Below are 26,635 nucleotides of genomic sequence, written 5' to 3'. Positions count from 1 at the left end.
CTCAGGCGGGCTGCAGGGCGTGCGCGCGGACCGCCGGGGTGACGGGCTGTTCGCCGCGCAGGCCGTTGGCGACGATGGCGAACCAGCCCCAGGCGAGGAAGGACGCGAGGGCGAAGGTGATGCTGGTCAGCCCGGGGATCGTGAAGGGAAGCACCAGGTAGCCGATGGCGACGACGATGCTCGTCACCGCCATGCGCGTGCGGTTCTCGCGACGGAAGCGCCGCGCCAGAATCACGTGGGCGGCGACCAGTGCCAGACCGCCCACCGCGGCCATCACGCCGTGCAGGGTGCCGTGCCACGTCATGACCTCGGCCTCGCCCACCGGGTAGCCCTGATACGGGTCGCAGACGAAAATGCCCGCGCCGATCATTCCGGCGGCGAATACGCCGGCCAGGCGCGGAATCCACACCCGGCCGATGCCGTCGGTGAGCACGCGCCGCAGGCCGACCGCGACCAGGGCGAACAGGGTGCCGGTCACGAGGAAATTCGCGATCTGGATCCAGCCGAGGTCGTCGAGCGCCAGCTGACTGATCATATGCTTGCTCAGGTCGAAACCGTCGCGGGTGAATGCCTGGCTCAACGCCACCACGAAGAACAGTGGGGTGGCGAACAGTCCTGCGGCAAGCAGCTTTTCGGTCTTCATCAGCTTCTCCTCATCGGCTCGAGTGTGCCGTTGCCGGCCATTCGAAGGATCAGACGGTGCGCGGCGCGGAAAGTAATCGCTCGGATCCGAGGTGAGGCGCATTCGCTCAGAAGAGCGTCGGTTCACCGAAGCCGGGAGTCCGTTCGATTTCGAGCAGCCGCTGTTTGGTGGTGATCCCGCCGGGTGCGGAGAAACCGTGCAGGGCATGGTCGGCCGCCAGCACGCGGTGGCACGGGATGATGAGGGGAATGGGGTTGCGGCCCAACGCTTGCCCGACAGCCTGGGCCGCGCCCGGTGCTCCGATGCGGTCCGCCACCTGGCCGTAGCTGAGGGTGTGGCCGGGGTCGATGGCGCGGGTTACCGCGTAGACCGCGCGGTGGAACTCGGGAATTCCACCGGTGTCCAGCGGAATCCAGCGTAGATCGTCGAGTTCGCCCGCGAGGTGTGCCTGAATCGCGGTGACGGCGTCGGTGATCGCGCCGGTGGGTTCGGCCTCGTGGACCTCGCCGTCATCGGGGGCGCCGACGCGTCGGCGGGTGATGCGCGCGCGGAGCGCGTCCGGATCCTTATCGGGAAGCTGGAACCGGAACACGGTGTCTGCGCTCCACGCAATGGCGCAGACGCCGATCGCGGTCTCGAACAGCGCTGCCGCCGCGGGCAGTCGAGTGGAGGCACCCATGGGATCAGTCTGCACCCTGGGTCCGACAAGTTCGACCAGTCCAGTCCAGTTATGAAAAACTGGCCTTAACGGTGCCGCAACTGGGGTTTGCCATCGGCCGCACCCGTGTCCGTGCGAGGGCGGGTGCGGGTCCCGCCTCGGGGTCCGGCACGTCGGACCGGCCGTAGATGGCGACCAGATCGGCATATCGTCGCTGCTCTTCATAGTGGGAAACGGACCGGTCGGTCAGTGGTCCCGGCGGGCGGAAGCGTTCGAGAAGGAAGGTTTCCGCGCCGCTCTTCGGTGCGAAGCGGTGGATGCCGTAGGCGAAGGCAAGGAGGGCGAGGAGGGCGAGCAGCGCGGTCATAACGGATAGCGTGCGCCGACTGGCCTTGCCAAAAAATATCCAATCCCTCAATACTGGACTGTATGGCGACGAGAGTGATCGGTGCGGCCAGTCTGGCCAGGGATCTGGGCCGCTGGCGCAGTGCGGACGACGACGGTGCGGAATCGGGCGGCAGGCGTTCCGCACGCCCGGCCTACCTGGCGCTCGCCGAGGGCATCCGGCTGCTCATCCACGACGGGCGGGCTCCGCTCGGTGTCGCGCTCCCGAGCGAACGCGATCTGGCCGGCACGCTCGGGGTCAGCCGCACCACCATCACCTCCACCTACGCGCTGCTGCGCGAGCACGGCTACCTGATCAGCCGCCAGGGTTCGCGCAGTACGGTGGCGCTGCCGCCCGCGGTGCCGCACGACGGCACCAAGCCCGCACGCAGCATTCTGGCCATGATGTCGCAGCCGGAGCTGACGACCATCGATATGACCTATGCCGCCATGGCCGCGCCTCGCGAAATGCAGGAAGCCTATTCCACTGCGCTGGAAGGCATTCCGGCCTATCTGGGTACCCACGGCATGGATCCGGTTGGTGTGCTCGCACTGCGCGAGGCACTGGCCCGCCGCTACACCGAGCGTGGCCTGCCCACCGAACCGGATCAGATCCTGGTCACCCTCGGCGCCCAGCATGGTCTGCGGCTGCTGCTCAATGTGCTGACCGCGCCCGCCGCCCGGGTGCTGATCGACCATCCGACCTACCCGAACGCCATCGAGGCCATTCGCGATGTCGGCGCCCGTCCGGTCCCGGTGCCGCTGCGCCCGGAGAATCCGGAGCAGGGGTGGGATCTCGACGGAATCCGCAGTGCCGCACGGCAAACCGCGGCGACCCTGGCTTATCTGGTGCCCGACTACAACAACCCCACCGGTCTGTTGCTCGACGCCGATGGCCGCGCCGAACTGGCTGCCATCGCCCGCGACACACGGATGACCATTGTGGTGGACGAGTCGATGGTCGAGCTCGGGCTGGATTCGGTGACCCCGCCCCCGCCGGTCGCCGCCTTCGCCAAGGGCGCTGAAATCGTCACCATCGGTTCGGCTTCCAAATCCTTCTGGGGTGGTCTGCGGGTGGGCTGGATCCGGACCAACCAGGCGCTGATCACCAAGTTGCTCGGCATCCGCTCGACCGTCGACCTGGGTACCCCCGTCATGGACCAGCTCGCCACGGGGTACCTGCTGGAGAACGCCGAGACCATCCTCGATCGCCGCCGCGACCAATTGCGGTCCCAGCGCGCGGCTCTCCTGGAGGCCCTGGCCGAGGAACTGCCGGACTGGCGGGTCAGCGCGGGCGCGGGCGGCATGTCGCTCTGGGCCCAACTTCCGGCGCCGGTGTCCACCGCACTCGCCGCCACCGCGCCCAATTTCGGTGTATTGCTCGCCGCCGGACCGCGTTTCGGTGTCCAGGGCGCCTTCGAACGCTTCCTGCGCCTGCCCTTCACCCATCAGGAATCCGAATTGCGTCTGGCGGTCAAGGCGATCGCCGCCGCGTACGAGGCGCTCACGCCCCGCGCCGCCGACCCGCTCCAGCCGTTGACCTGCTACTGATCCGGACAGCCCGTGCGCCATGCGCCCGCGGTATCGCCCGGTCCCCGCGACGCGGCGGAATTCGATCTCGGGCAGTATCGACTACATGGCGCCGAGTGTCCCCGCAAGTGTCGACGATTTCCGCGCGTCGGCCGACCGCTGTCTGCATCGCTTCCCGCATGTAGAAGTACCCGATGCGCCGGATATCCGGCGCGCCGCGGTCGTGCTGTGCGTTGTCGCCGCGCCGGACGGTTCCCCGGCGGTGATCGTCATCAAACGGGCCTACCGGGGCCGCAACGCGGGGCAGTGGGGGCTGCCCGGCGGTCGCGTCGACCCCGGTGAGACCGCCGCGCAGGCCGCGATCCGCGAACTGCACGAGGAACTCGCCCTTACCGCCACCCCCGCCGACCTGCTCGGCCGCCTGGACGATTTTCCGGCCGCCTCCGGCTTCGTCATCACCCCCTTCGTCGCCGCCCTCGCCGACGCCACCGCACTGCGTCCGAGCCCCGCCGAGGTCCACTCGGTACATCTGGTGAATCTCGCCAGATTGGCCGCCGACGATGTGCCGCGGTGGGTGCGGCCCGGCGAGGCCGTGCGACAGGCGGATCTCCCCGGCACGATGCCGTTCACCACCCCCGAGGGCGGCAACTTCCTACAGATGCGGCTCGCCGACAATATGACCATCCACGCGCCGACCGGCGCACTGCTCTGGCAATTCCGGGAAGTCGTGCTACTCGGCCGCGACCCGGCGGACGCCCGAATCGCCGACTTCACCCAACCCGATTGGACCCGCCACTGACGTCGCACGGCATATCCGGCGATGGAGCTCGCCGGATATACGGTGCGCCGAGAACCTAATCCGCCCAGACGGATTCGAACGGTGTCGCCTCGGTCGGGGGCGGGGTGGGGATGGCGGTGGGGGTCCGGGAGAAGCGCGGCGCGGGGGCGTGCTGCACCACACCGTCGATCTCGACCAGTCCGGTGCGCGCGACGATGTGCGGATTCTGCTCGGCCTCGGTGAAGGTCAGCACCGGGGTGGTGCAGGCGTCGGTGCCGTCGAAGATCGCGGCCCACTCGTCGCGGGTCTTGGTCTTGAACTTCTCGCTGAACAGTTTCTTCAGCTGATCCTGGCCGTTCGGGTCGATCTGCATCGGCAGGCCCTCGGGGTCGATCTCCAAGCCCCGCAACAGTTCCGCGTAGAACTGCGGCTCGATCGCGCCCACCGCCATGTACTTGCCGTCGGAGGTCTCGTAGGTGTCGTAGAACGCCATACCGGTGTCGAGCAGGTTGGTGCCGCGCTCATCCGACCAGAGGCCGACCCCGCGCATACCCCAGATCATGTGCGAAAGGGCAAGCGCGCCATCGATCATCGCCGCGTCGATGACCTGCCCCTTACCGGAGCTCTGCCGCTCCACCAGCGCCGCGAGGACGCCGAACACCAGGAACATCGAGCCGCCGCCGAAGTCGCCGACCATATTGAGCGGCGGCACCGGGCGTTCGCCCTTGCGGCCGATCGCGTTCAGCACGCCGGTCAGCGAGATGTAGTTGATGTCGTGGCCCGCGCGGTCGGCCAGCGGGCCCTCCTGCCCCCAGCCGGTCATCCGGGCGTACACCAACTCGGGATTGCGTGCCAGCGCGTCATCCGGGCCGAGGCCCATGCGTTCGGTGACGCCGGGTCGGAAACCTTCGATCAGGACGTCGGCCTTCTCGATCAGCCCGAACACCTTCTCGATATCCGCCGGATCCTTCAGATCGGCCTCGACAATGGTGCGTCCGCGCCACTGCGGCCGTTCCATGAAGCCGGGCAGCATCTTGGGCCGCTGCACCCGCACCACGTCGGCGCCGAGATCCGCGAGCAGCAGTGCCGCGTGCGGACCGGGGCCGATACCGGCCAGCTCGACTACCCTGATGCCCGCGAGCGGGCCCTGCTCAGCTGTGGCGGTGGATGGTGTGCTCACGCCCTACCTCGGTTCGTCGTTGATCCAGCGCACCGGCGACCCGGTGCGGCCCCGGGAGCGCGCCCGGGGATGTATTGACAGTATGACAATAACGTCGGATCCGCCGACGGAACCTCTGCTGTGCGCCCGACCGACGCGCATCCGGCGGTGTCACCGGATGCCGCGGTCGCGCGGAACGCGGCCTCTGGCGGCCTCGCAACCCGTCGTCTAGGATTTGCCGTGCGTTTGCCAGCGAATCGAATTCCCCTCGGGAGTGCAGCCGACCACCATGGCCGAGACACATCATGAGAGGCAGTTCCGCCATTTGACGACGCCGCGCTCCGCGGCCGTCGCCGGCATCCTCTTCGCCGTGCTGTTCGCGGTCAGCCTTGTGCTGCTGCGGATCTCGCTGCCGAGTGACCCGCTCTCCGAGGGCGCTTGGACGGGACCGAGTGGCTCGAGAATCAAGTTCGCCTTGGTGCTCGAGCCCTTCGCGGGGATCGCGTTCCTGTGGTTCATCGGCGTGATCCGCGACCGCATCGGGCAATTCGAGGACCGGTTCTTCTCGACGGTGCTGTTCGGCAGCGGACTGCTCTTCGTGGCCATGGTTTTCGCCTCGATGGGCGTCGCGGGCGGTATCCTCGCCATCGCTCGCCACTCGAGCGATGTTCCGGACGACATCGTCTATTTCGGGCGTGAGGTGATGTTGCAGCTCAATGGCGTCTACGCGGTGCGCATGGCCGGGGTCTTCATGATCTGCCTGGGAACGATCTGGCTGCGCACCGGTTTGATGCCGCGATGGCTGGTGCTGACCACCTATCTACTCGCGTTGTTCCTGCTGATCGTGGTGAGCTACAGCGTCTGGGTGGGGTTGGTCTTCCCGGCCTGGGTACTGCTGATCAGCGTGTACATCCTCGCTACCGGTCGTCACGAATCGAACCCGTCGACGTGACGGCCGTGCGCGCCCGTATCGCTACGGCTACGGGGCGAGCGGATTGTTTCTGGTGACGATCAGCGGGTCGCTGGGGGTGAAGGGCAGGTCGGGAAGGGCGTCGAGAGCCACGCCGAATGTCGCGGCGAGGACCTTGCGGGAGTAGGCGCTCATCGAGGCGCGGTAGCCGATATCCGCGGGTGTGGGTTGGTCGAAGAAGATCAGCAGGTGGATTCGGGGCGAGTCGACGACCTCGATGTGGTGCGGGTAGGCGCGCGGGACGAAGTACACCTCGCCCTCGTTCACGGTGTAGGTGTCCAGGGTCCCGTCCGGATCCATGATCGTCATCCGCGCCGAACCCCGATGGACATAGCCCATTTCGGCGGTGACGGGATGCCAATGTGGTTCGCGCATACCGTCTTCCCTGATCCGGAGCGAATACATCGAGATGTCGTGCAGTGCGGGCCAGAACTGTTCCCGCGCGGTGCGCGCGGAGCCGACCGGTGAATCCACCGGCGCCGCCATCGCTTCGATGGCGAAGTGGTGCGGGTCGCCGAAATGAGCGGTGGACGGGATTTCCGGATCGCCGTCGCGGCGCACGATCAGCTTCGCGGTGGTGCTATGCCGGATCTCGGCGAAATCCGCGGCCGGCAGATCGTAGGTGTTGCCGAGCACGGAATCGGTCATCGCACCGAGAGAGGCACCGAATCCGAAATCCTCGGGTCGTTCATGGCGGAACGCCAAGATGAACTCCGCCTCGGTGTCGCCGATATTCTCCACATGGTGCAGAGCGCCGGAATCAATGTGGAACATTTCCCCGGCACCCACCAGGAACGAGGAGAATCTGCTGCCGTCGTCCAGCACCGATACCAGCGCCCGTCCGGCCGTGCAGTAAGTGAGTTCGGTGGCGTTCGCATGCCAGTGCGGTTCGCGGATCGCACCCGGCGCCAGCGTCAGCCGTTTGATCGAAAGCCCGCTCAGAATCGGGAAACTATCGGCCGTCAGCCTGGTCAACGAGCCGAGTTCACTCCGGTAGATCTCTTCGCCCGACAGCAGCGAGGCGGTATGGATCGAGGGATGGCGCACCGGTCCTCCTTGATCACGAGGTCGAGATCGTTCCGAGTCGATCATGCCCGTGGGCGCGGGGGCGTGCGGGCAAATGCTCAACGCCGGTCTGCTGGTGAAAAACGCAGGTCAGCACACCTGAGTATGCGTGCTCGCGCAACCGGACGTGAGAAACGGTCCGGGTGGCGGTCGGAGCCGACACCTAACGCGCTGCGGAGCCTCCGCTGTGCGGGCGGGAGGTGCATAGGCGAGAATCCTGGCAGCGTGCCGGAGCGCGGTTATCGGAGGGATCAGCGGTGAGTGTGTGGGGAGAGGTCGTTGTCGGCCTCGTCATTCTGGTCGGGCTGGTCGGGATCATCGTGCCGATCCTGCCCGGGGTGATCCTGATCTTCGGCGCGATCGCGGTCTGGGCATTCCTCACCGGCGGCGTGACCGCCTGGACCGTCTTCGCCGTCAGCACCGCTTTCCTGGTGATCTCGGGCATCGTCAAATACACCTGGCCCGGTCGCAAGATGAAGGACGCGGGCGTGTCCAACCGCGCCCTGTTCCTCGGCGCGGTCCTCGGCATAATCGGCTTCTTCGTAATTCCGCTGGTCGGCTTGTTCGTCGGATTCGTTCTCGGCGTCTACCTTTCGGAACTCCAACGCCTCGGACAGAACCAACAGGCTTGGCAGGCAACGAAACACGCGCTCAAGGGCGTCGGGCTGTCCATGCTCGTCGAACTCCTCGGCGGCCTGCTGGCCACCGGAACTTGGGTAATAGGCGCCTTTATCGCCTAGCGGTCCCGTCGAGCCGCCGGGCGGTCGGCCGGTTGATGGCGGAAGTGACGATCTTCGATCAGATCGCAGACCGTCGACCGCTGCTACGCGGTGGTCACGTCAACGGTGAACCGGCACGTGCCGAGTTACCGCCTCATCGCAGCCGCGATGCTCATCGTCCGGCCGGTTCACCAGCTGCGGTGCACCGAGCAGATCGGCCAGCACCGCAGCCTCCTCCGCCGACAGCGGTATCAGCTCGACGCGGGCGGAATTGCCTGCGTTGCCGACAATCAGGTCGATCGTGCCGTCACGGTGTTCGATGACACCGATCCGACCGCGCGTGGTGCTCACCGGAAAGTCTTTGCGTACACCGATTCCCGCCAAGCGGGTCACCTCGACCTCCACACCACCAGGCTATTCCTCGAGATCAGGGTCGGTTCGGAAAGATTTCGTCAAAACGAGCACGCCGTATTACCTGAGCCGAATTTCTCGCTGACCGTCCACGCGGGCCGATGCCGCCCCGGCCCGGTGGCCGCCCTCGGCTCACACCGCGTCGAGTGCATCCCCGTAGAGCGCGTCCCATGTGTCCTGGCGCGACAACACAGCGACGGTGACAGAACGAGCGAAGCCCCGCGGCGCGCAGTGGGCGCACCGCGGGGCTTCGGGTTTCCCAGCCTCGGTCCCAGTCCGGGGGTGGGCGTTTCAGCGCTGTCCGGGCTTATGACCGTGGTTGGCCTTCTTCTTCCGGCGGGCGCGTTTCTTGCTGGCTCGTTTCGACATCGGAGTTGCTGCCTCTAGGTTTCTCGTGTGGTCAAGCGGTGGGGTGCTGCTGATTCGTCCAGGCGGCCAGGCGGGCTCGGGCACGTGAATTGCGCACCAGCGCAGCCGGTCGCGCCAGTTGAGTGCCTTCGTAGTAGCAGCCGTTCACGACCGGGGCGCCGGAGCCGCTGTACATCGCCAGCAGATCGGCGGCATCGTCCATCGGCGCGTTCACCTGACTGCGGAGCTGGGGCATGTCGATTTCGAAATCGGCCGGGTGCACGCTCACCGCCGTCAGGCCCTCGGGACCGGTCTCGGCGAGTGTCCGCGTGAACATGGTCATCGCCAGTTTGGATTGCGCGTAAACCGCCAGCGGGGTGTAGATGCCGCGGTTGCGATCCAGGTCGGAGTAGTCCACGGTGCCCCCCACGTGCTGCGGAGACGACACGGTCACCACGCGGCCTTGTGCCGCCGCGACCGCGGGTGCCAGCGCCGTGATCAAGCGCTGCGGCGCAAGATAGTTGGCCTGCAGGGTCGTCTCGTAGCCGTCTTCGGTTCGTGAGCGGCGTTCCCCGCCAGGAATCGACGCGGCATCGATCAGCGCGTCCAGGCGCGTCACCGTCGCGCCCAATGTGGCCGCGAGCTCGTCCACCTCGGTGAGTTTCAAGAAGTTCGCGTGCACGACGTGCAGCCGGGCAGCCGGAGTGCCCGCCTGCGCCAATTCTTCGAACGCTTCCTCGGCGCCTTCTTTGCCCTGCGCGTGCAGGATAACGGCGGCGCCGTCGGCGGCGAGCCGTCGCGCGGTCGCGAGACCGAGACGGGTATCGACGCCGGTCACCATGGTGATCCGAACCGCGGACAGAGTTTCGAACATAGCTCTCCTATCGAGTGAGCGTGGGTCCGCCGTCGACTGACGGCGGATGAATCCGCAACGAGTGATCCAGGCGCGCGGACAGTCATCGGAATACGTACGGCAGCGGTAGCTTCCGTACGCACAGAGGCGCCCCGTGGCAGCGCCGAACAGGGCGGAAAGAGGGAGATATCAAGCCGGACTCGGCGGCTCGTCCTCACTTCCGAAACCGAAAAGTTCCAGCGACGAGGGCAACATGTGCACGCCGCCGACCAGGACAGCGCCGGACGACGTGCACAGATCAGGCTGCGCGTCCGGAGTGGTGGTCATAATCCGATATAAAGTCCTCGCGGCGCCGCGGACAAGGTTCGGCGCACCGGATTGACGAATCCTTGATGTCCCGCTGTGCGCTCACAACACCAGTTCCGCCGCGATCGAATAGCCGCTGCCGTGGCGACGTTCGTGTGGTCGAGACGGGGGAGGAGTCGGACACCCTCCTGCCGTATTGCGGGACGGATCAGCCCGAATAGCACGGACAGTCGCCCGCGTAGATCCGGCGGACCGGTCGACGCGGGCGTGTCCTCATCGGTTCATCGAGCGCCGAGCGCCTGGAGGGCCTGCTGGGCCCGCGGAGCGTGCAAGGGCGAGAAATACGGGTTCGTCCGCAGCGCCTCGGACAGTGCGGCGGCGGCCTGATCGGCCTCGCCCAGCGCCGCGAGGATCATGCCGCGATGGTAGGCGAGGGTGGCGCTGCGCCAGCCGAGCGCAGCCGCCCGGTCGGCGTAGACGATCGCTTCGGCATCGCGCCCCGCCTTGTGCAGCGACCAGGCGAGCACGTCGGAGGTGATGACGCTCTGGCGGCGGCCGAACTCCAACTGCGCCAGCCGTACCGCCTCGACCGGATCGCCGTGTTCCGCGGCGAGCTGAGCGGCGTCCACGTACTCGGAGGCTCCCTGCTCTTCGAGCCTGCGGAACTGGTCGGAGACCTCCCGATACTTGGCGGCTGCTTCACCGGGCCTGCCCATGGCCTCCAACAGCTCGCCGAACTCGATCAGGTATTCGGGCAGCGGCGCGCGGTCGGTCACAGCCGTGTACTCGGCGATGGCCCGGTCGAGATCGCCGCGGGCCGCGTACGTCTTGGCCATGCCCTGTTGCAGTGCCGCGTTCGCCGGATTCGCCAGAAGACCGGAGCGATAATGGTTCTCGGCCTCGTCGAGGTTTCCGGTGTGGAACGCGAGCTCGCCGAGGTGGTAGCGGCAGAAAGCGATCTGGTCGGCGGTATTCGCCGCGTTCAGCGCCATCTGTAGCGCCTGCCCGGCCTCGTCGGTGCGACCGCGCAGTTCGAGGTCGTAGGCGGCGCGGGTGAACGATGGAACGCCGGGGCGCAAGTCGAGCATCCGCTGCACGGCCGCGGTCGCGGCGTCGGCCTCGCCGAGTTGGGTCAGCGCATCGATCAGGACGCCGTAGACGTCCGCGCTGTCCGGTCGCAGCGCGAGAGCCTGTTCGGCGTAGCGGCGCGCGGCGATGAAGTCGTGCCTGGCGTTGGCGAGCGCACCGAGTCCGGTGAGCGCTTCGGCATTGCCTTGGGGCTTCAGCTCCAGCGATCGATCCAGCGCCCGCTGCGCCTCGCCGTAGTTCTCGGGATCGCCGGTCACCCGGGCCAGCTCGACGTAGGCGGCGCCGAGACCGGCCCAACCGATCGCATTGCCGGGTACGCGATCGAGTTGTTGTTGCGTCTGGGTGATCTGCGCGACCAACGGGCCGCCGGGGTCGGTGGTGACGGGCTGGGCGGTCGGGGAGTCGTCGGGCAGCGCCGCGGTTACTCCCAGTGCGGCGGCGATCGTTCCGGCCAGGACGAACAGGATGAGCAAAGGCCGACGGAGCGTACGGGAAAGAAGTTCGGACATCACAAGTCCTTCGGGGTGGTCATGTGCGCGAAGCGGGGGATCGTTCCGGCGGCGGGACCGGATCGGTCCCGCCACCGGAACGAGATGTCAGGAGCTCGGCGGCGGGGTGGACGCCGATGCCCTGCGCGCCCGGCGGCGGATCAACAGCCAGCCGGCGCCCGCGACCACCGCACCCACGCCGACACCGGCCGCGACGAGCAGCACCGTGGAGGTGCTGTCGTCGGTGTCCTGCGGCGCCGTGACGGCCACGTTCGTGGTCGCGTTCGTCGCCTTCGCCTGGACCATGGTCTTGCCCGGCGACGGCAGCGCGACATACGGGAAGCTGCTGGAGAACGACGTGTCGTTGGCATCGACCGCGTCTCCGGCGGCGAGGGCGTCGACCGGTTTGCCGGTCTGCGCGGCACCCACCATGGCCTGCAGCGCGATGTCGACCACGTCATCGCTCAGCCGCCGACCGTTGGGGAATCCCTGCAGGTCACCGCCGATCACGCCCAGCCGGTTCGGTTGCGCCGTCACCGGCACCGACATGTTCAGGCGCAACATCTCCGATGGCTGGAACGCCGCGGCCTGCACGTCGGCATTGAGGATCTGCGAGTTCAGGTCCGCCTGGATGGGCGGGGTGCTGCCGTCCAGGGTCGGCGCCTTCTTCGCGATCCCGGTCAGGAAGATTTCCACGAGGTCGTTGCGCGGGGCCGCCGGCGCGGGCACCTTGTACAGCGCCTCGATCAGTTTCGGCAGTTCGGGATCGGTGACCCGCCGGACGACGTCGGGAATTGTCGCGTCCTTACTCGGCGACAGACTGTTGAACGCGTCCTTCAGCGCGACCGGGACGACCACCTCGTTCACCAGCGGGTTGCCCAGCCGCGACACCTGCACGAACTCACCGACCGATGTCGCCGCGCCGGGGCTGAGTTGCATCGAGCGGCGCTCGGTGTCGCTCCACACCCCGATCACCGGGTTGCGCGCCGGGTCGTTGCGCAGCGCGAGGTCGCGCTTGGGCACCTGCAGGACAACGGTGTTGACGTTGTATCCGGCGAGTGTGTCGGTACCGACCTCGGACAGATCACCACCGTAGAGCAGATCGAATACGCGCAGGTCGAGGAAGAAGGGGTCCTCCGCGGCTCCGACATAGACCGACCCGCCGCCCGGCAGATTCGCGGTCGCCTGCTTGCGCAGCTGACCGTAGTCCGGCATCGAGGCCGTTCCGGTGAACGACGGAGCCGCCTGGCCCTGCGCGATCGGCCGCCAATCGTTCGCGCCGTGACTGACCGATACCGTGTAGTTCTGCCGGAACAGCAGGTTCTCGTCGTTCAGTGCGGTGACCGGACCGTTGTTGTACAGGAAGGTGCTGCCCGCGCGCCGATCTTCGGTTGCGAAGGTGACCCGATAGGTGATGTCGGGCTTCCCGTTGCCGTCGTTGTCGATATTGATGTCGTAGTTGGCGTCGGTGGCCCAGGGATAGAAATTCGGGCCGCCGTTGGGTTCCTGCAGCCCGAACCAGTTGGCGACGATTGTCACGGTGTCCGGTTTATCGGGGCTGACGAACGAGTAGACGTCGGTGTTGTCCACCGTCGGATCGGCGGCGACCAAGGGGGCCTCGCGGTGGCTGGAGGCGCCCGCGGTTTGTAGCGCGGGCCCTCCCACTGTGCCGAGCGCGATGACACCTACACCCAAGAGAATGCCTGCGGCACGAGTGCCGCGGCGGAGTGGACGGGACATGAGGTTTCCTTCGACAAATGCGATGAATCTGCGCCGGAGCGCGATCGGGCACGGCTCGGAATATGAATTGGCAGGCAAGGCAAGGCGTTTCACGTACGCCTTTCGAACCTCCGATGATCGGTGCTTATCGAGACCGTGCTGCCAATGGTGATCGCAGGCCCGTCCGGCCACATCGGTCGATCGACCTATCTCGGATCGCCGTAGTATTCGCCGAATATCCAGCCGAGGTCGCGCCGTAGCTGGTCAGGGGTGGTTGCGGGCTCGGAAGTAGCCTCGGCCGAGGCGCGCGGGCCGGGTGGCGCAGACGGGCCGGTTGCCGGTCCGTGCGTGTCGAACTCCTCGGCGGCCTGCTGGCCACCGGAACGTGGGTAAGCGGCGCGTTCATCGCCCAGCAGCCGTTCGGCAACCGATTCGCCTGCGGCTCAACCCCATTGCCCTGGGCGGGCGCGTCTCACCTCTCGATGATCGGGAAGGGGATGGTGTCGTCGGGGACCGGGGTGGGGAGTTCGTCGCGACGCAGCGGGAGGGTGGGTTGTTCGGTGCGGTGCAGCGGGACCGTGGGGAGCGGGTCGGCGGCGGTGGCGCGTTCGTAGGCGGGGAGGCGGTAGAACGCGCGGGCATTGTCTTCGAGGACGGCGAACATATCGGTGCCGACCACGTCGCAGATGAGGTCCACGTCGGAGTCCTCGAAGGGGCGACCCGCTCGGGTGCCCGGGAGATCGGTGCCGAACATCAGGGCCTCGGGGTTGACGGTGTGGATGCGGCGCAGCGTGTCGGCGACGTTCATCGAGACGCGGCCGAATCCGGTTGCCTTGACGCGGGCGCCGCGGTCGACCAGGTCCAGCAGGTAGGGCAGGCCCTCATCGGACATGCCGAGATGGTCGATGGACAGGGCGGGGAGTTTGGAGATGACCGGCTGTAGCGAGGCGAGCATCTGACCGTCGATATAGACCTCGACATGCCAGCCGACCAGTTCGTGCGCGCGCAGCGCCTGCAATGTCATGCCGGTGATGTCGGCGGCCGCGCGCTTGAGGTTGAAGCGCAGCGCTCGCACCCCGATGCGGTCCAGCTCGATGATGTCGTCGTCGCTGGCGTCCAGGTCGAGCGTGGTTACCCCGACCCAGCCCGCACCCAGCTCCGCCAGCGCCGCCTTCAGATATGTCTGGTCGGTGCCTTGGAAGGAACCGCTGACCACCGCACCGCCACGGACGTCGAAGCGCGACATGCGCTTTCGATAGTCCGCGATGGTGTACAGGTCGGGCAGGTAGCCATCGTTCTCGGCCAGCGGGAACCGCGGGTCGAAGATGTGGAAATGGGCATCGAACACGTGAACAGAATGCCTCAGTAGCGGAGTTTCTGCTGCCGCAACGGTCGCCGAAATGGGACCGTTGCGGCCCGGGTGGATCAGACCTTGTGCGGTTCGCTGGCGCGCAGCATATCTTCGCGCTCGACGACCTTGACGCGTTCGCGGCCTTCGGGCTCGCCGAGGGCGCGCTCGTGTGCGTCGAGGCGGTACCAGCCCTGCCAGGTGGTGAACGGGATGCCCTTGCTCTCGAGGAACTCGGTGACGGCATCCAGTTCCGGCTGTTCGGCCGGGGTGAAGTTCTCGGCGTCGTCCAGCAGGCAGGCCACGGTCTCGTTGGCGTCGCCCTTGGTGTGGCCGATCAGGCCGACCGGGCCGCGCTTGATCCAGCCGGTGACGTATGTGGCGGGCATGTAGCGGGCCGCGCCGTCGGCATTCTCGTCGGCGATGACGCGTCCGGCCTCATTCGGCACGGTGCCCGCCTGATCGTCGAACGGCAGGTTGGTGATGTTCTGCGACAGGTAGCCGACCGCGCGGTACACGGCCTGGATGTCCCAGTCCTTGATCACGCCGGTGCCCTTGACGTTGCCGGTGCCGTCGAGCTGGGTGCGCTCGGTGCGCAGGCCGACGACCTTGCCGTTCTCGTCGCCGACGATTTCGGCGGGCGATTCGAAGAAGTGCAGGTACAGCTTGTGCGGCCGGTTGCCCTGGTCGCGGATCGCCCACTGCTCCAGCGTGTTGGCGACCATATCGACCTGTTTGGAGTGGCGGCGCGCGGCCTCGGAGCCCTCGTCGTAGTCGATGTCCTCGGGGTCGACGATGACCTCGATGGTCGGGGAGTGGTCGAGTTCGCGGAGTTCGAGGGGGGTGAACTTGGCCTGGGCGGGGCCGCGGCGTCCGAAGACGTGGACCTCGATGGCCTTGTTGTCCTTGAGTCCCTTGTAGACGTTCGGCGGGATCTCGGTCGGCAGCAGTTCGTCACCGGTCTTGGCCAGCACGCGGGCCACGTCGAGCGCGACATTGCCGACCCCGAGGACCGCGACCTTCTCCGCGTCCAGCGGCCAGCTGCGCGGCACATCGGGGTGTCCGTCGTACCAGGACACGAAGTCCGCGGCGCCGTAGGAGCCGTCCAGGCCGATGCCGGGGATATCCAGTGCGCGGTCGGCGTTGGCGCCGGTGGAGAAGATCACCGCGTCGTAGAAGCGACGCAGGTCGTCGAGGGTGATATCGGTGCCGTAGTCGATATTGCCGAGCAGGCGCACCTGCTCCTTGTCGAGCACCTTGTGCAGGGCGGTGATGATGCCCTTGATCCGCGGGTGGTCAGGTGCCACGCCGTAGCGGATCAGCCCGAAGGGTGCGGGCATGCGCTCGTACAGGTCGATGCTCACCTCGGCGTCGGACTTCATCAACGCGTCGGCGGCGTAGATACCGGCCGGTCCCGCGCCCACGATCGCAATGCGGAGCGGGCGGGCCGCCGCGGTGTGAGCGTCAGGCCCGGAGGAGGCAGCCTGCGTCACCACGGAGGGGCCGGGAACACCGCTCGTTGATGCTGCACTCTGTTCGGTCATCTCTTACGCGCACCTTATGGTCGAGAATTAATGGCGTCAGTTTTAGCTTAGGCTAAGCTGACGCGCCGCTTGCTTGCACCTCGCGATGCGGACGCTGGTGCTGCTGGCTCGTGGCTACACGGCCCCCAGGTCGCTACGACGGTGAGCTGTCGAATGGCTATGACAGCAGGTCGCATTCTCGCGATTCTATCGGTGGCGCGGCGAGCGACCTATCAGGGTGCCGTGAGCTGGGTGGATGCTATGCCTCCCAGCGGTGATGGCCAGCCCGCTCACATCATTATCGAGGGACCGTCCGGTCCGCGTTATCGCGCGGGCGTGGCGGTCCCGCCGCGCGAGACGGGGGTCGGCGTCGGATAACCACGCCGACCAGGGATCATCGGTATATGACCGAGCAGCGGCCCGACCCCGAGGGCGACGAAGCGATCGTGGTCGACCAGACCGATAAGCGCACCATGGTGCCGTTCATCGCGGCGGCGATTTTCGCCGCGATCGTGCTCGTCGCGATCGTGGCGGGCGGGCTGCTCTCGCCCGCTGAGAAAAATGTCACAGAAGCCGACCGGATCGCGGCGGCCGCGCGCAACTACGCGCAAGCGCGTGCGAACAGCGATCTCATGCCGCCGCCGGGCGCGGCCTGCGCGAGTTTCGACGAGAGCAAGTCGCCGCTGGCGGCTCAGTTCGGCACGGCGGCAACCGGAAAGTCCATCGAGGTCATTGAAATCGAGAATCCGACCGTCAACGGCGATCGGGCGAAGGCGACGGTGACCACCAAGGTCGATGGCCGCGAAGCGACCGCGACCTGGAACTTCACCCGGTCCGGCGATAAGTGGCTGGTCTGCGACTGACCGTCCGCGTGTCGCGAACCGATGTTTGACAGGGTGGCCGTCGCCCAGGCAATCTCAGTCCGTAGGTCATGAGAACCAGCGTCAAGCCCCGGCTGGCTGGTCGGCAACCCTCCTCCGCGGTGGGGTGCTCCGGGTGACGACCTGGCCGCGCACCGAACACAGGTGCGGCAAGTGCGGATTCACAGGAGGTTCGACATGAGTTATGCCGGTGACATCACCCCGCAGCAGGCGTGGGACATATTGCGGGACAACCCGGAAGCCGTATTGGTGGATGTGCGTACCGAGGCGGAATGGCGCTTCGTCGGCGTACCGGATACGAGCTCGATCGAGCGGCCGACCGTGCTGATCGAATGGGTCGACAGCAATGGCGCGCGCAACGCCGAGTTCGCCGATCAGCTGGGCAAGGCGCTCGACGGCCGCGGCCCGGAGGCGCCCGTCGTCTTCCTGTGTCGCTCCGGTCAGCGTTCGGCGCATGCGGCGACCGTCGCCACCCAGCTCGGCATCGCCCCGTCCTACAACGTGCTCGAGGGTTTCGAAGGCGCGCTCGACGCGTTCGGCCATCGCGGTAGTGAAGGGTGGCGTGCCCTCGGACTGCCCTGGCGGCAGTCGTGATCACCGGCGGCGCCTTCGACAAGCCGCTGCCGGAGGGCGTCGGCCCCGCGACCCTCGGTGTCCGCGGCGGTCTGCGGCGCTCCGGTTTCGAGGAGACCTCCGAAGCCCTGTATCTGACTTCCGGTTTCGTCTACGAAAGCGCCGAGGCGGCCGAGGCCGCGTTCACCGGCGAGGTCGAGCACTTCGTCTACTCCCGTTACGGCAACCCGACGGTGGCCATGTTCGAGGAGCGGATACGCCTGCTCGACGGCGCCGAAGCGTGTTTCGCGACCGCGAGCGGTATGTCGGCGGTATTCACCGCGCTCGGCGCACTGCTGGGCGCCGGCGATCGACTTGTGGCCGCGCGCAGCCTCTTCGGCTCCTGCTTCGTGGTGTGCAATGAGATCCTGCCGCGCTGGGGTGTGGAGACCGTCTTCGTCGACGGTGACGATCTGGACCAGTGGGAGCAGGCGCTGTCGGTGCCGACCCAGGCCGTTTTCTTCGAGACACCGGCCAATCCGATGCAGACCCTGGTCGACGTGCGCAAGGTCAGCGAGCTGGCGCACGCGGCGGGCGCGAAAGTGGTGCTGGACAACGTCTTCGCGACCCCGCTGTTGCAAAAGGGCTTCGATCTCGGCGCCGACGTGCTCGTCTACTCGGGCACCAAGCACATCGACGGTCAGGGCCGGGTGCTCGGCGGCGCCATTCTCGGCGCGCGGGACTACATCGACGGTCCGGTGAAAAACCTGATGCGCCATACCGGTCCGGCGCTGAGCCCGTTCAATGCGTGGACGCTGCTCAAGGGTCTGGAGACGATGCCGCTGCGGGTGCGGCACTCCACCGCGTCCGCGCTGAAGATCGCCCGGTTCCTGGAGGGCAACGATTCGGTCGGCTGGGTGCGTTACCCGTACCTGGAATCGCATCCGCAGTACGATCTGGCGACCAGTCAGATGAGCGGCGGCGGCACCGTGGTCACCTTCGAGCTCAACGCTCCCGCCGACGAGGCGAAGAAGCGGGCCTTCGAGGTGCTCAACCGGCTGCGGATCATCGACATCTCCAATAACCTCGGTGACTCCAAAACCCTGATCACCCACCCCGCCACCACAACTCACCGTGCCATGGGCCCGGAGGGGCGCGCCACGATCGGCCTGTCCGACGGTGTCCTCCGGATCTCCGTGGGTCTGGAAGATGTCGAGGATCTGCTCGGCGATCTCGACCACGCCCTGCGCTGAGATGCCGATGGCCGGGTCGCTCGACCCGGCCACGCCTTCCCGAGATGTGCAAAGCCCCCACCCTCGCCCGAAATCGGTTGGCGTGGGGCCTTTTTCGTACCCGGATTCAGCCGAGCGAGCGCAACCGCGGGCCGAGATCGCGCTCGAACAGCTCGAGGAAGCGCCGCTGATCATGGCCGGGGGCATGGAAGACCAGGTGGTTCAGCCCGGCATCCAGATACGGCTTGATCTGAGCGACGGCCTCGTCGGGATCGCTGGCGACGATCCAGCGCTTGGCGATCTGCTCGATGGGCAGCGCGTCGGCGGCGGCCTCCATTTCGATCGGATCGGTAATGCTGTGCTTCTGCTCCGGGGTCAGTGAGAGCGGGGCCCAGAAGCGCGTATTCTCCAGCGCCAGTTCGGGATCGGTGTCATAGGAGATCTTGATCTCGATCATCCGATCGAGATCGTCGACGCTGCGCCCGGCCTTGGCGGCGCCCTCCGCCACCGCGGGCATCAGCTTCTCGGTGTAGAGGTCCATACCCTTGCCCGAGGTGCAGATGAATCCGTCACCCGCGCGGCCGGCGTACCTGGCCACCAGCGGGCCGCCCGCGGCGATGTAGATCGGGATGCCGCCCTTGGGCACGTCGTAGATGGAGGCGCCGACGGTCTTGTAGTACTGGCCCTCGAAATCGGTGCGCTCACCGGTCCACAGGGCGCGCATCAGGTCGACCGCCTCGCGCAGCCGGGCGAAACGCTCCTTGAATTCCGGCCATTCCCCGGTGTATCCGGTGGCGATCTCGTTGAGCGCCTCACCGGTGCCGACGCCGAGCATGATCCGTTCCGGGTACAGACACCCCATGGTCGCGAAGGCCTGCGCGATCACGGCGGGGTTGTAGCGGAAGGTCGGGGTCAGCACCGAGGTGCCGAGTTGGATGCGTTCGGTGCGCTCGCCCACCGCGGCCATCCAGGCCAGCGAGAACGGGGCGTGCCCGCCCTTGTGCCGCCATGGCTGGAAATGGTCGCTCACCGTCGCGCTGTCGAGTCCGTGTTCCTCGGCGAGTACCGCGATGTCGACCAGCTCACGCGGCCCGAATTGTTCCGCCGACGCCTTGTATCCGAGTTTGAGACCACCCATATGTGCGCCACTCCTGTCGCTTCGCTGCCACGCGTCCGGTGCGGGAATTCCGCACGCGGGTTCGGCCGCAGGCGTGCCGCGGACCTGTCCCGCTACAACCGCCGGGAGCGCGCGGGCGTTCCCGCGCCGGCGTCGCATACGGCCGACTTCGACCATAGTCAGCGGGGTCCGGCGGTGTGCGCTGGGTCGCATCGCACGGCACATCGCCCGCCGGGCCCGCCCGGGTAGCCGATAATTGACCGGTGACCGCAGACGACGAGCCGATCCTGTCCTACCTCACCGATATGGACGGAGTGCTGGTGCACGAGGACCACCTGGTTCCGGGCGCCGATCAATTCCTGGCCGAGCTGCGGGCCAAGGAAATCCCATTCCTGGTACTGACCAACAACTCGATCCGCACCCCGCGGGATCTCCAGGCCCGGTTGCGGCATACCGGCCTGGATATCCCGGAGGCGGCGATCTGGACTTCGGCGCTGGCCACCGCGACCTTCCTGAACGACCAGCGCCCGAACGGGACCGCCTACGTGGTCGGCGAATCCGGGCTGACCACAGCGCTGCACGAAATCGGCTATGTCCTCACCGACAGCGACCCCGACTATGTGGTGCTCGGCGAGACCCGCACCTACTCCTTCGAAGCCATCACCACCGCGATCCGGCTGGTGGAGCGCGGCGCCCGCTTCATCGCCACCAATCCGGACGCGACCGGTCCGTCCCGGGAGGGCCTGCTACCCGCGACCGGTTCGGTGGCCGCGCTGATCACCCGCGCGACCGGGCGAGAGCCCTACTACGTCGGTAAGCCGAATCCGCTGATGATGCGTTCGGCGCTGCGCCGCATCGGCGCCCACTCCCAATCCACCGTGATGATCGGTGACCGGATGGATACCGATGTGGTCTCCGGACTGGAGGCGGGTATGCGGACCATCCTGGTCACCACCGGCATCTCCACCCGGGCGTCTGTCGAGCAGTACCCGTACCGGCCGACGCTGGTGCTCGACTCGGTCGCCGATCTGGTCGGGCGGACCACCAAGCCGTTCGACTAGATCGACGCGGCGGACTGCCCTGTTCGACAGGCGGTCTCGCGCGGTTCGGATTCAGTCCGTGTTGCCGGTGAGCGCGTCGAGCGCGGCAGCGAGGTCGGTGAGCGCGGTGACGATCTCCGCCAGGCGATCCGGGCCGAGTTCGGTGGCGAGCCGGTCGGCGAGCACAGCGTGACGCGGGTTGATGCGCGCGATCGCCGCGCGACCGGAGTCGGTCGCCGCGACCAGCTTGGCGCGGCGGTGCGCCGGGTTCGGCCGATACTCGGCCATACCCTTGTCCACGAGCAGATCCGCGATGCGCTGCACACTCTGCCGGGTGATGCCCATCGCGCGGGCGATGCCCGCCACCGGCAGCGGTTCGCGCAGCACCGCGCCGAGCACCTGCCACCAGGCCGCGGTCAGTCCCGCCGGTGCGGCCAATTCCTCCGCGATCGAGAGGAATTGGCCGTTCAGCCGAAATGAGGTGATCGCGGCGCTGCTGAAGAGCTCCTGTTCGGGTGTCTCAGCCATGTCCGTGCCCGGACGAAGTGTGGCCTGTGCCCCGCCCGCTCCGGCCCGATTGCCACGCGCTGTCTCGCGGGTCGCTCGTCATGCGACCGATTGTGCTTGTTCGTACTCGTCGAGCACCGCGTAGGCCGCCGGATCGCTGTGCGCGAAGAGCCGGTACCAGGCGTCGAGGATATGCGGCTCGTAGACGCCGAGCAGGCCGAGCACCTCGCGAGCGAATTCGAACGGCGCCATCCCCGAGGCCGTGACCACGTTGCCGTCGGTCACCGCGGGCTGGTCGATGTACCGGTCCGCACCCGAATATCCGCTGTACAACAGGAATTCCGCGATATTGCTGGTGTGGTTCCTGGTGTCGAGCAGACCCTCCCTGGCCAGTCCGAAGGTCGCGCCGCAGATCCCCGCGACCGGCACCCCCGCATCCAGGAACTCCCGCGCCTTGCGCGCGAAGGGAACCAGTTCCTCGCCCATCCACGTATCGGCGCCCGGCAGGATGAGCATCGCGCTGTCGGCGGGCGTGAGATCGGCCAGCGCCAGATCCGGCACGATCCGCATGCCACCCTTGGTGACGATCGGGTCCTTGGTCAGGCCGACGGTCTTCACCTCGAATGTGCCCGGCGCGACCTGCCACGTCGGATTGTTGATATGTGCGGTGGCCGCCCCGACCTCCCAGTCGGCCAGAGTGTCGTAAACCGCCGTGTGAACTGTCTTCATTGCCATGACAGTATGCTGTCATATTTGACAGCATACTGTCAATAGGTTGAACCGAAGAGATGTCGGCTCAGGTTGTGATTCGGTGTTCTGATCGAAGTCGACGACCTCGCTTCAGTGCTCGCGTTCGATCTTCGCCAGATGCGCGATATTGGCCCGGTCGTCCGCACCCGTACTCGGCTCGCCCGCGAACCAGGCGTCCAGAATCTCGGTCAGCACCGCCCGCGAGGTGGTACGCAGGCTCAGCGCCAGCACATTCGCGTCATTCCACTTGCGTGCCCCGGCAGCGGTGGCGGCATCCCCGCAGAGCGCGGCCCGAATCCCGTGCACCTTATTCGCCGCGATGGAGGCGCCGGTACCGGTCCAGCAGCAGACAATCGCCTGCTCGGCGCGCCCCTCGACGACATCCCGCGCCGCCGCCTCACTCGCCCAGGCCCAATCGTCGCGTTCGGTCTCCGATAGCGCACCATGCACCACCGTCTCCAACCCCCGACGCCCGAGCTCCTCGACCAACTCCCCGGCCACCCCCACGCACTCATCCGCCGCCACCGAAATCCGCATACACCCAGGGTAGAGCGCTACCCGTTGGGTTGGGATCGTAGCTGCCACAGACCTTCCGCCCGCCTCACAGAGCGTGCACCCTCTGTGAGGCGTGTGGAGGCTTTGTGGGCGCCATTGGCCCGGTAGTCCACAGGGGGCGAGTTGTCCACATTTTGGGGTGGGGGTGTGGTTTGGCGGGGGTGTGCGGTTGAGGATCGGCGGTATGGATCGTCCTGTTCCGATATCGCGCGGGGACGCGCTCGTTGCCGGATTCACCGACCGGGAGTTGCACGGAGCGGCTTGGCGGCGGGTTCGGCGCGGCTCGTACATCGAGGCCGAGGGTGCGGCAGAGCTGACCGCCGAAGAGCGACATCTGGTTCTGACGAATGCCGTGGTGCAGGCCTCCAGTCCGGACGCCACGGTGAGCCACGTTTCCGCCTCGATCGCGCACGGATTGACGATGTGGGGCGTACCGCTGAGCCGGGTCCACCTCGCCCGCGATCGCTCGACCGGTGGGCGCGCTACCCGGCAGGTCGTCCTGCATTCGATGCGCATCGATGCCGACGAAATCGTGCGGGTCGGAGACCTGTCGGTGACCAGCGTGGCACGAACGGTGATCGACCTGGCCCGTACGGTTCCCTTCGAGCAGGCCGTCGTCGCCGGTGACAGCGCACTCCGGCTCGGCAAGGCAACGAGAGCCGAACTGGCGGAACAACTTGCGCGGTCAGTCGGGCGTCCCGGCGTCCCGGCGGCGCGCCGAGTGGTGGATTTCCTGGATGGCCGTTCCGAGAGCGCGGGCGAATCCCGCAGCCGTGTCGCGATGCGGGCGGTTCGCCTTCCCGCGCCGGAGTTGCAGGCACACATCCTCACCCCCGATCACCAGGAGGTGGCAAGAGTCGATTTCCTCTTCCCCGAGCTCGGCGTCATCGGCGAATTCGACGGCCTCGTGAAGTACCGCGCGGCTCTGCGCGGCACCCGATCCCCCGAGGACGTGGTGATCGCGGAAAAGGCCCGCGAGGACGCACTCCGAGCCCTGGGCTGGATCGTCATCCGCTGGACCTGGCGCGAACTCGAAACCCCCCACGAATGGCTGACCCGCCTGACCCGGGCCGCCCAAATCGCCCACCCCACCACCCGAATCGGCACGTGGATCCCCGCGCCCCGGATCTGATCAGACGACCCCACAGACCTTCCGCACGCCTCACAGAGCGTGCACCCTCTGTGAGGCGTGGGAAACCTTTGTGGAGATCGCTAGGTGCGGGTGAGGGCGAAGATGCGGAGGTCGCGGGTGGTGCGGTCGCGGTAGGCGGCGTAGGCGCCGGTGATGTCTACGAAGCGGGTGAAGATGGCGTCCTTGTCCGTGGCGGGGATGGGGGTGGCGGTGACGGGGATGCGCTCGCCCGCGATGGCGACGGTGGCGGAGGGGTTTGCCAGGAGGTTGGCGGTCCAGGCGGGGTGGTGCTCTTGGCCGAAGTTGCTGCCGATGATGTACAGGGTGTCGCCGTCGTGCACGTAGAGCAGCGGCTGGGTGCGCGGCCGACCGGATTTGCGGCCGATGCTGGTGAGCAGGATGACGGGTGCGCCGATCGGGCCGAGCACGGTGAACTTGGCGTCGGTGCGCTCCAGCAGGGCCCGATCCAGCGGGGTGATGGTCCGGATGAACCAGGAGCCGGGTTTGGTCGCCGCGAATCTGTTCGCCGCTCGGGACAGGATATTGGTGCGCGAACCCCACTGCCGGTCCGGAAACTGCTCAGCCATTCCCGGACTATATGCGGTGACCGCGCCCCACCTGGTCGCGAGAGGCCGCCGCGGTGATCGCCCGCCGGTTCGTACGTGATTCTCCGGATAGTTGCCAGATTCCGGCGGTGGCCCGAGCCGGCCGCTCATTAAGCTCATGATCATGGCCGATTCTGCCCCGTCCATCATGTACATCGCGTCGCCGGAAGGTGACACCGGAAAGTCGACGGTCGCGCTCGGCGTCCTCCAGATGCTGTGCGCCAGCACCGCCCGCGTCGGAGTGTTCCGCCCCATCACCCGGTCGACCACCGAACCGGATTACATCCTGGAACTGCTGCTCGAACACAGCACCGCCGATCTCGACTACACCCAGTCCATCGGCGTCACCTATGAGCAGGTGCACGCCGACCCGGATGCCGCGATCAGCGAGATCGTGATGCGCTTCCACGAGGTCGCCAAGGCATGCGACGCGGTCCTGGTGATCGGCAGCGACTACACCGACGTGGCCAGCCCGAGCGAACTGCGCTACAACGCCAGGATCGCGGTGAACCTCGGCGCACCGGTGCTCCTCGTGGTCCGCGGTTCCGATCGCACCCCGGATGAGGTGAAGCAGCTGGCCGAGCTGTGCGCGAGCGAATTGCATCAGGAGCATGCGCAGCTGGTGGCGATCGTCGCCAACCGCTGCGATCCGGATCGGCTCACCGAAATCTGTTCGACCCTGCGGCCTTTGGGGGTGCCTACCTGGGCGTTGCCCGAGGTGCCGCTGCTGATCGCCCCGACCATGGCCGAGCTGTGCCAGGCCGTCGACGGCGAAATGTACAGCGGCGACCCGGAATTACTACAGCGCGAGGCGTTGAAGATCATGGTCGGCGGTATGACGGCCGAACACATTCTGGAGCGGTTGACCGACGGCGTCGTGGTGATCGCGCCGGGTGACCGCTCCGACGTGCTGCTCAGCGTTGTGAACGCGCATGAGGCCGAGGGCTTTCCGTCGTTGTCGGGCATCGTCATGAATGGCGGCATGCTGCCGCATCCCGCGGTCGCGCGGTTGATGGAAGGGTTGAAGCCCCGGCTGCCGATCCTCACCACCGATCTCGGCACCTACGACACCGCCAGCGCCGCCTACCGCACTCGCGGCCGGATGTCGGCGGGCAACCCGCGCAAGGTGAATACCGCACTGGCGCTGATGGAACAGTATGTGGATGCGCCGGAGTTGCTGCGCCGCGTCAACGTTCCGCTCACGACCATCGTCACCCCGCAGATGTTCGAATACCAGCTGATCGAACGGGCCCGTGGCGACCGCAAGCGCATCGTGCTGCCCGAGGGCGATGACGACCGCATCCTGCGGGCGGCGGGCCGGGTGTTGCAGCGCAAGATCGCCGACCTTGTCATCCTCGGCAACGAGACCAGCGTGCGGGCCAGGGCCGCGGAACTCGGCGTCGATATCACCGACGCGCAGGTATTGGATCCCGAAACCTCCGGCTACCTGGACGATTTCGCCGCCGAATACACCGAGCTGCGCAAACACAAGGGCATGACGTTGGAGCGGGCCCGCGAAACCATGACCGATATCTCGTATTTCGGCACCATGATGGTTCACAAGGGCATCGCCGACGGCATGGTCTCCGGCGCCGCGCACACCACGGCGCACACCATCCGGCCGTCCTTCGAGATCATCAAGACGGTGCCCGGGGTCTCGACCGTCTCCAGCGTCTTCCTGATGTGCCTGGCGGACCGGGTGCTGGCCTACGGCGACTGCGCGGTGGTCCCGGATCCGAGCTCGGAGCAGCTGGCGGATATCGCGATCTCTTCCGCACAGACCGCTGCCCGCTTCGGTATCGATCCGCGGATCGCCATGCTCTCGTACTCGACCGGTGAGTCCGGTAGCGGCGCGGATGTGGACAAGGTGCGGGTCGCGACCAAGCTGGTGCGTGAGCGCGCATCGGAGCTGCTGGTGGAGGGCCCGATCCAATACGACGCGGCGATCGAGCCGACGGTGGCGAATACCAAGCTGCCGGATTCCGAGGTGGCCGGTCGCGCCACGGTATTCATCTTTCCGGACCTCAATACCGGCAACAACACCTACAAGGCGGTGCAGCGCAGCGCGGGCGCGGTGGCCATCGGCCCGGTGCTACAGGGTCTGCGCAAGCCGGTCAACGACCTGTCCCGTGGGGCTCTGGTCGCCGATATCGTCAACACGGTGGCGATCACCGCGATCCAGGCCCAGGGCGAATGAGCACGGTGGGCACGCCGCCGCGACTTCGTCGTGCTCACCGAATGCCGGACTGCGATCGGGCCGCTGCTTCGAAGGC

At 67.1% G+C, this 26,635-nt stretch carries 27 protein-coding genes and 1 riboswitch; of the genes, 10 read left to right on the top strand and 17 right to left on the bottom strand.

The genetic code is table 11. The features are described from left to right. Window position 1 precedes the first annotated feature (1 nt). The 3 genes from AB0H61_RS19585 to AB0H61_RS19575 all read right to left on the bottom strand — a co-directional run bounded on the left by AB0H61_RS19585 (window position 2) and on the right by AB0H61_RS19575 (window position 1,668). Window positions 2–643 (bottom strand): DUF998 domain-containing protein, encoded by a 642-nt coding sequence (locus AB0H61_RS19585; RefSeq protein ID WP_357306275.1) that lies wholly within the window; start codon window positions 641–643, stop codon window positions 2–4. 106 nt (window positions 644–749) lie between these two features. Continuing rightward, complete coding sequence (locus AB0H61_RS19580) at window positions 750–1,322, bottom strand: methylated-DNA--[protein]-cysteine S-methyltransferase (protein ID WP_357306272.1); 573 nt, start codon at window positions 1,320–1,322, stop codon at window positions 750–752. A 49-nt stretch (window positions 1,323–1,371) separates the two neighbouring features. Then, entirely contained in the window at window positions 1,372–1,668 is a 297-nt protein-coding gene (locus AB0H61_RS19575; RefSeq protein ID WP_357306269.1) for a hypothetical protein, read from the bottom strand. 62 nt (window positions 1,669–1,730) lie between these two features. On the opposite strand from AB0H61_RS19575, the gene AB0H61_RS19570 reads away from it, so the two are divergent. Both AB0H61_RS19570 and AB0H61_RS19565 read left to right on the top strand, forming a co-directional pair. After that, window positions 1,731–3,236, top strand: a complete 1,506-nt coding sequence (locus tag AB0H61_RS19570; protein ID WP_357306266.1) for a PLP-dependent aminotransferase family protein — start codon at window positions 1,731–1,733, stop codon at window positions 3,234–3,236. 85 nt (window positions 3,237–3,321) lie between these two features. Then, entirely contained in the window at window positions 3,322–4,014 is a 693-nt protein-coding gene (locus AB0H61_RS19565; RefSeq protein WP_357306264.1) for a CoA pyrophosphatase, read from the top strand. A gap of 55 nt (window positions 4,015–4,069) precedes the next feature. Here the strand turns inward: AB0H61_RS19565 and AB0H61_RS19560 are convergent, their stop codons facing one another. After that, entirely contained in the window at window positions 4,070–5,173 is a 1,104-nt protein-coding gene (locus tag AB0H61_RS19560) for a CaiB/BaiF CoA-transferase family protein (protein ID WP_357306261.1), read from the bottom strand. Between the two features lie 268 nt (window positions 5,174–5,441). Between AB0H61_RS19560 and AB0H61_RS19555 the strand changes: the two genes are divergently transcribed. Continuing rightward, on the top strand, window positions 5,442–6,104 hold the full coding sequence (locus AB0H61_RS19555) for a hypothetical protein (protein ID WP_357306259.1): 663 nt from the start codon (window positions 5,442–5,444) through the stop codon (window positions 6,102–6,104). 27 nt (window positions 6,105–6,131) lie between these two features. Here the strand turns inward: AB0H61_RS19555 and AB0H61_RS19550 are convergent, their stop codons facing one another. Next, the gene (locus tag AB0H61_RS19550; RefSeq protein ID WP_357306256.1) at window positions 6,132–7,169 is read right to left on the bottom strand and encodes a cupin domain-containing protein; all 1,038 of its coding nucleotides are present in this window, start codon (window positions 7,167–7,169) and stop codon (window positions 6,132–6,134) included. Window positions 7,170–7,444: 275 nt separating this feature from the next. Between AB0H61_RS19550 and AB0H61_RS19545 the strand changes: the two genes are divergently transcribed. Continuing rightward, window positions 7,445–7,927 carry a DUF456 domain-containing protein gene (locus tag AB0H61_RS19545; protein WP_357306253.1) on the top strand — a complete coding sequence of 161 codons (483 nt, stop codon included), beginning with the start codon at window positions 7,445–7,447 and terminating at the stop codon, window positions 7,925–7,927. Window positions 7,928–8,026: 99 nt separating this feature from the next. Here the strand turns inward: AB0H61_RS19545 and AB0H61_RS19540 are convergent, their stop codons facing one another. The 7 genes from AB0H61_RS19540 to AB0H61_RS19510 all read right to left on the bottom strand — a co-directional run bounded on the left by AB0H61_RS19540 (window position 8,027) and on the right by AB0H61_RS19510 (window position 16,012). Next, window positions 8,027–8,311 carry a hypothetical protein gene (locus tag AB0H61_RS19540; protein ID WP_357306250.1) on the bottom strand — a complete coding sequence of 95 codons (285 nt, stop codon included), beginning with the start codon at window positions 8,309–8,311 and terminating at the stop codon, window positions 8,027–8,029. A gap of 406 nt (window positions 8,312–8,717) precedes the next feature. Continuing rightward, window positions 8,718–9,539, bottom strand: coding sequence for an SDR family NAD(P)-dependent oxidoreductase (locus AB0H61_RS19535; protein WP_357306248.1), 822 nt, complete (start codon window positions 9,537–9,539; stop codon window positions 8,718–8,720). Between the two features lie 168 nt (window positions 9,540–9,707). Then, entirely contained in the window at window positions 9,708–9,845 is a 138-nt protein-coding gene (locus AB0H61_RS19530; RefSeq protein ID WP_357306245.1) for a hypothetical protein, read from the bottom strand. Between the two features lie 260 nt (window positions 9,846–10,105). Continuing rightward, the gene (locus AB0H61_RS19525; protein WP_357306242.1) at window positions 10,106–11,422 is read right to left on the bottom strand and encodes a tetratricopeptide repeat protein; all 1,317 of its coding nucleotides are present in this window, start codon (window positions 11,420–11,422) and stop codon (window positions 10,106–10,108) included. An 87-nt stretch (window positions 11,423–11,509) separates the two neighbouring features. Further along, window positions 11,510–13,141 (bottom strand): DUF4331 domain-containing protein, encoded by a 1,632-nt coding sequence (locus tag AB0H61_RS19520; protein WP_357306240.1) that lies wholly within the window; start codon window positions 13,139–13,141, stop codon window positions 11,510–11,512. A gap of 451 nt (window positions 13,142–13,592) precedes the next feature. Next, window positions 13,593–14,468 carry an amidohydrolase family protein gene (locus AB0H61_RS19515; protein WP_357306238.1) on the bottom strand — a complete coding sequence of 292 codons (876 nt, stop codon included), beginning with the start codon at window positions 14,466–14,468 and terminating at the stop codon, window positions 13,593–13,595. A gap of 77 nt (window positions 14,469–14,545) precedes the next feature. Continuing rightward, window positions 14,546–16,012 (bottom strand): FAD-dependent oxidoreductase, encoded by a 1,467-nt coding sequence (locus tag AB0H61_RS19510; protein WP_357306235.1) that lies wholly within the window; start codon window positions 16,010–16,012, stop codon window positions 14,546–14,548. 383 nt (window positions 16,013–16,395) lie between these two features. On the opposite strand from AB0H61_RS19510, the gene AB0H61_RS19505 reads away from it, so the two are divergent. The 3 genes from AB0H61_RS19505 (at window position 16,396) to AB0H61_RS19495 (ending at window position 18,677) form a co-directional block, all read left to right on the top strand. Next, window positions 16,396–16,854 (top strand): hypothetical protein, encoded by a 459-nt coding sequence (locus AB0H61_RS19505; protein WP_357306234.1) that lies wholly within the window; start codon window positions 16,396–16,398, stop codon window positions 16,852–16,854. Between the two features lie 64 nt (window positions 16,855–16,918). After that, a riboswitch (SAM riboswitch) is annotated at window positions 16,919–17,034 on the top strand. A gap of 15 nt (window positions 17,035–17,049) precedes the next feature. Further along, window positions 17,050–17,466 (top strand): rhodanese-like domain-containing protein, encoded by a 417-nt coding sequence (locus AB0H61_RS19500; protein ID WP_357306231.1) that lies wholly within the window; start codon window positions 17,050–17,052, stop codon window positions 17,464–17,466. Next, complete coding sequence (locus tag AB0H61_RS19495; protein WP_357306229.1) at window positions 17,463–18,677, top strand: O-succinylhomoserine sulfhydrylase; 1,215 nt, start codon at window positions 17,463–17,465, stop codon at window positions 18,675–18,677. Before AB0H61_RS19500 ends, AB0H61_RS19495 begins: the two co-directional genes overlap by 4 nt. A 106-nt stretch (window positions 18,678–18,783) precedes the next feature. Here the strand turns inward: AB0H61_RS19495 and fgd are convergent, their stop codons facing one another. Further along, window positions 18,784–19,794, bottom strand: a complete 1,011-nt coding sequence (fgd, locus tag AB0H61_RS19490; RefSeq protein ID WP_357306226.1) for a glucose-6-phosphate dehydrogenase (coenzyme-F420) — start codon at window positions 19,792–19,794, stop codon at window positions 18,784–18,786. 242 nt (window positions 19,795–20,036) lie between these two features. Between fgd and AB0H61_RS19485 the strand changes: the two genes are divergently transcribed. Then, window positions 20,037–20,834 (top strand): HAD-IIA family hydrolase, encoded by a 798-nt coding sequence (locus AB0H61_RS19485; RefSeq protein WP_357306223.1) that lies wholly within the window; start codon window positions 20,037–20,039, stop codon window positions 20,832–20,834. Window positions 20,835–20,885: 51 nt separating this feature from the next. Here AB0H61_RS19485 and AB0H61_RS19480 read toward each other — a convergent pair whose 3' ends face one another. From AB0H61_RS19480 to AB0H61_RS19470, 3 genes are all read right to left on the bottom strand, one after another. Then, window positions 20,886–21,341: a MarR family transcriptional regulator gene (locus AB0H61_RS19480; protein WP_357306221.1), complete on the bottom strand. Its 456-nt coding sequence runs from the start codon at window positions 21,339–21,341 to the stop codon at window positions 20,886–20,888. Between the two features lie 78 nt (window positions 21,342–21,419). Beyond that, a complete protein-coding gene (locus AB0H61_RS19475; RefSeq protein ID WP_357306218.1) occupies window positions 21,420–22,049 on the bottom strand; it encodes a type 1 glutamine amidotransferase family protein in 630 nt (209 codons plus the stop codon). 111 nt (window positions 22,050–22,160) lie between these two features. Then, on the bottom strand, window positions 22,161–22,607 hold the full coding sequence (locus AB0H61_RS19470; protein WP_357306216.1) for an RpiB/LacA/LacB family sugar-phosphate isomerase: 447 nt from the start codon (window positions 22,605–22,607) through the stop codon (window positions 22,161–22,163). Between the two features lie 202 nt (window positions 22,608–22,809). Between AB0H61_RS19470 and AB0H61_RS19465 the strand changes: the two genes are divergently transcribed. Beyond that, window positions 22,810–23,757, top strand: coding sequence for a hypothetical protein (locus tag AB0H61_RS19465; protein WP_357306213.1), 948 nt, complete (start codon window positions 22,810–22,812; stop codon window positions 23,755–23,757). Window positions 23,758–23,837: 80 nt separating this feature from the next. On the opposite strand, the gene AB0H61_RS19460 is transcribed toward AB0H61_RS19465, so the two are convergent. Continuing rightward, complete coding sequence (locus tag AB0H61_RS19460) at window positions 23,838–24,344, bottom strand: nitroreductase/quinone reductase family protein (protein ID WP_357306211.1); 507 nt, start codon at window positions 24,342–24,344, stop codon at window positions 23,838–23,840. A gap of 142 nt (window positions 24,345–24,486) precedes the next feature. Between AB0H61_RS19460 and pta the strand changes: the two genes are divergently transcribed. Next, on the top strand, window positions 24,487–26,559 hold the full coding sequence (pta, locus tag AB0H61_RS19455) for a phosphate acetyltransferase (protein WP_357306208.1): 2,073 nt from the start codon (window positions 24,487–24,489) through the stop codon (window positions 26,557–26,559). The last annotated feature ends 76 nt before the right edge of the window (window positions 26,560–26,635 follow it).

Origin of the sequence: Nocardia sp. NPDC050710 (assembly GCF_040654375.1) — a bacterium.
Taxonomy (GTDB): Bacteria; Actinomycetota; Actinomycetes; order Mycobacteriales; family Mycobacteriaceae; genus Nocardia.
This window is presented reverse-complemented; position numbering and strand designations above follow the sequence as displayed.

Excerpts from the sequence above, each read along its gene's own strand:
- AB0H61_RS19510 (WP_357306235.1), bottom strand. The coding sequence starts at position 16,012 with ATGACCGAACAGAGTGCAGCATCAACGAGCGGTGTTCCCGGCCCCTCC.
- AB0H61_RS19525 (WP_357306242.1), bottom strand. The coding sequence starts at position 11,422 with ATGTCCGAACTTCTTTCCCGTACGCTCCGTCGGCCTTTGCTCATCCTG.
- fgd (WP_357306226.1), bottom strand. The coding sequence starts at position 19,794 with ATGGGTGGTCTCAAACTCGGATACAAGGCGTCGGCGGAACAATTCGGG.
- AB0H61_RS19520 (WP_357306240.1), bottom strand. The coding sequence starts at position 13,141 with ATGTCCCGTCCACTCCGCCGCGGCACTCGTGCCGCAGGCATTCTCTTG.
- pta (WP_357306208.1), top strand. The coding sequence starts at position 24,487 with ATGGCCGATTCTGCCCCGTCCATCATGTACATCGCGTCGCCGGAAGGT.
- AB0H61_RS19500 (WP_357306231.1), top strand. The coding sequence starts at position 17,050 with ATGAGTTATGCCGGTGACATCACCCCGCAGCAGGCGTGGGACATATTG.
- AB0H61_RS19530 (WP_357306245.1), bottom strand. The coding sequence starts at position 9,845 with ATGACCACCACTCCGGACGCGCAGCCTGATCTGTGCACGTCGTCCGGC.
- AB0H61_RS19480 (WP_357306221.1), bottom strand. The coding sequence starts at position 21,341 with ATGGCTGAGACACCCGAACAGGAGCTCTTCAGCAGCGCCGCGATCACC.
- AB0H61_RS19475 (WP_357306218.1), bottom strand. The coding sequence starts at position 22,049 with ATGAAGACAGTTCACACGGCGGTTTACGACACTCTGGCCGACTGGGAG.
- AB0H61_RS19460 (WP_357306211.1), bottom strand. The coding sequence starts at position 24,344 with ATGGCTGAGCAGTTTCCGGACCGGCAGTGGGGTTCGCGCACCAATATC.
- AB0H61_RS19465 (WP_357306213.1), top strand. The coding sequence starts at position 22,810 with ATGGATCGTCCTGTTCCGATATCGCGCGGGGACGCGCTCGTTGCCGGA.
- AB0H61_RS19575 (WP_357306269.1), bottom strand. The coding sequence starts at position 1,668 with ATGACCGCGCTGCTCGCCCTCCTCGCCCTCCTTGCCTTCGCCTACGGC.
- AB0H61_RS19570 (WP_357306266.1), top strand. The coding sequence starts at position 1,731 with ATGGCGACGAGAGTGATCGGTGCGGCCAGTCTGGCCAGGGATCTGGGC.
- AB0H61_RS19555 (WP_357306259.1), top strand. The coding sequence starts at position 5,442 with ATGGCCGAGACACATCATGAGAGGCAGTTCCGCCATTTGACGACGCCG.
- AB0H61_RS19580 (WP_357306272.1), bottom strand. The coding sequence starts at position 1,322 with ATGGGTGCCTCCACTCGACTGCCCGCGGCGGCAGCGCTGTTCGAGACC.
- AB0H61_RS19505 (WP_357306234.1), top strand. The coding sequence starts at position 16,396 with ATGACCGAGCAGCGGCCCGACCCCGAGGGCGACGAAGCGATCGTGGTC.
- AB0H61_RS19585 (WP_357306275.1), bottom strand. The coding sequence starts at position 643 with ATGAAGACCGAAAAGCTGCTTGCCGCAGGACTGTTCGCCACCCCACTG.
- AB0H61_RS19470 (WP_357306216.1), bottom strand. The coding sequence starts at position 22,607 with ATGCGGATTTCGGTGGCGGCGGATGAGTGCGTGGGGGTGGCCGGGGAG.
- AB0H61_RS19565 (WP_357306264.1), top strand. The coding sequence starts at position 3,322 with ATGGCGCCGAGTGTCCCCGCAAGTGTCGACGATTTCCGCGCGTCGGCC.
- AB0H61_RS19535 (WP_357306248.1), bottom strand. The coding sequence starts at position 9,539 with ATGTTCGAAACTCTGTCCGCGGTTCGGATCACCATGGTGACCGGCGTC.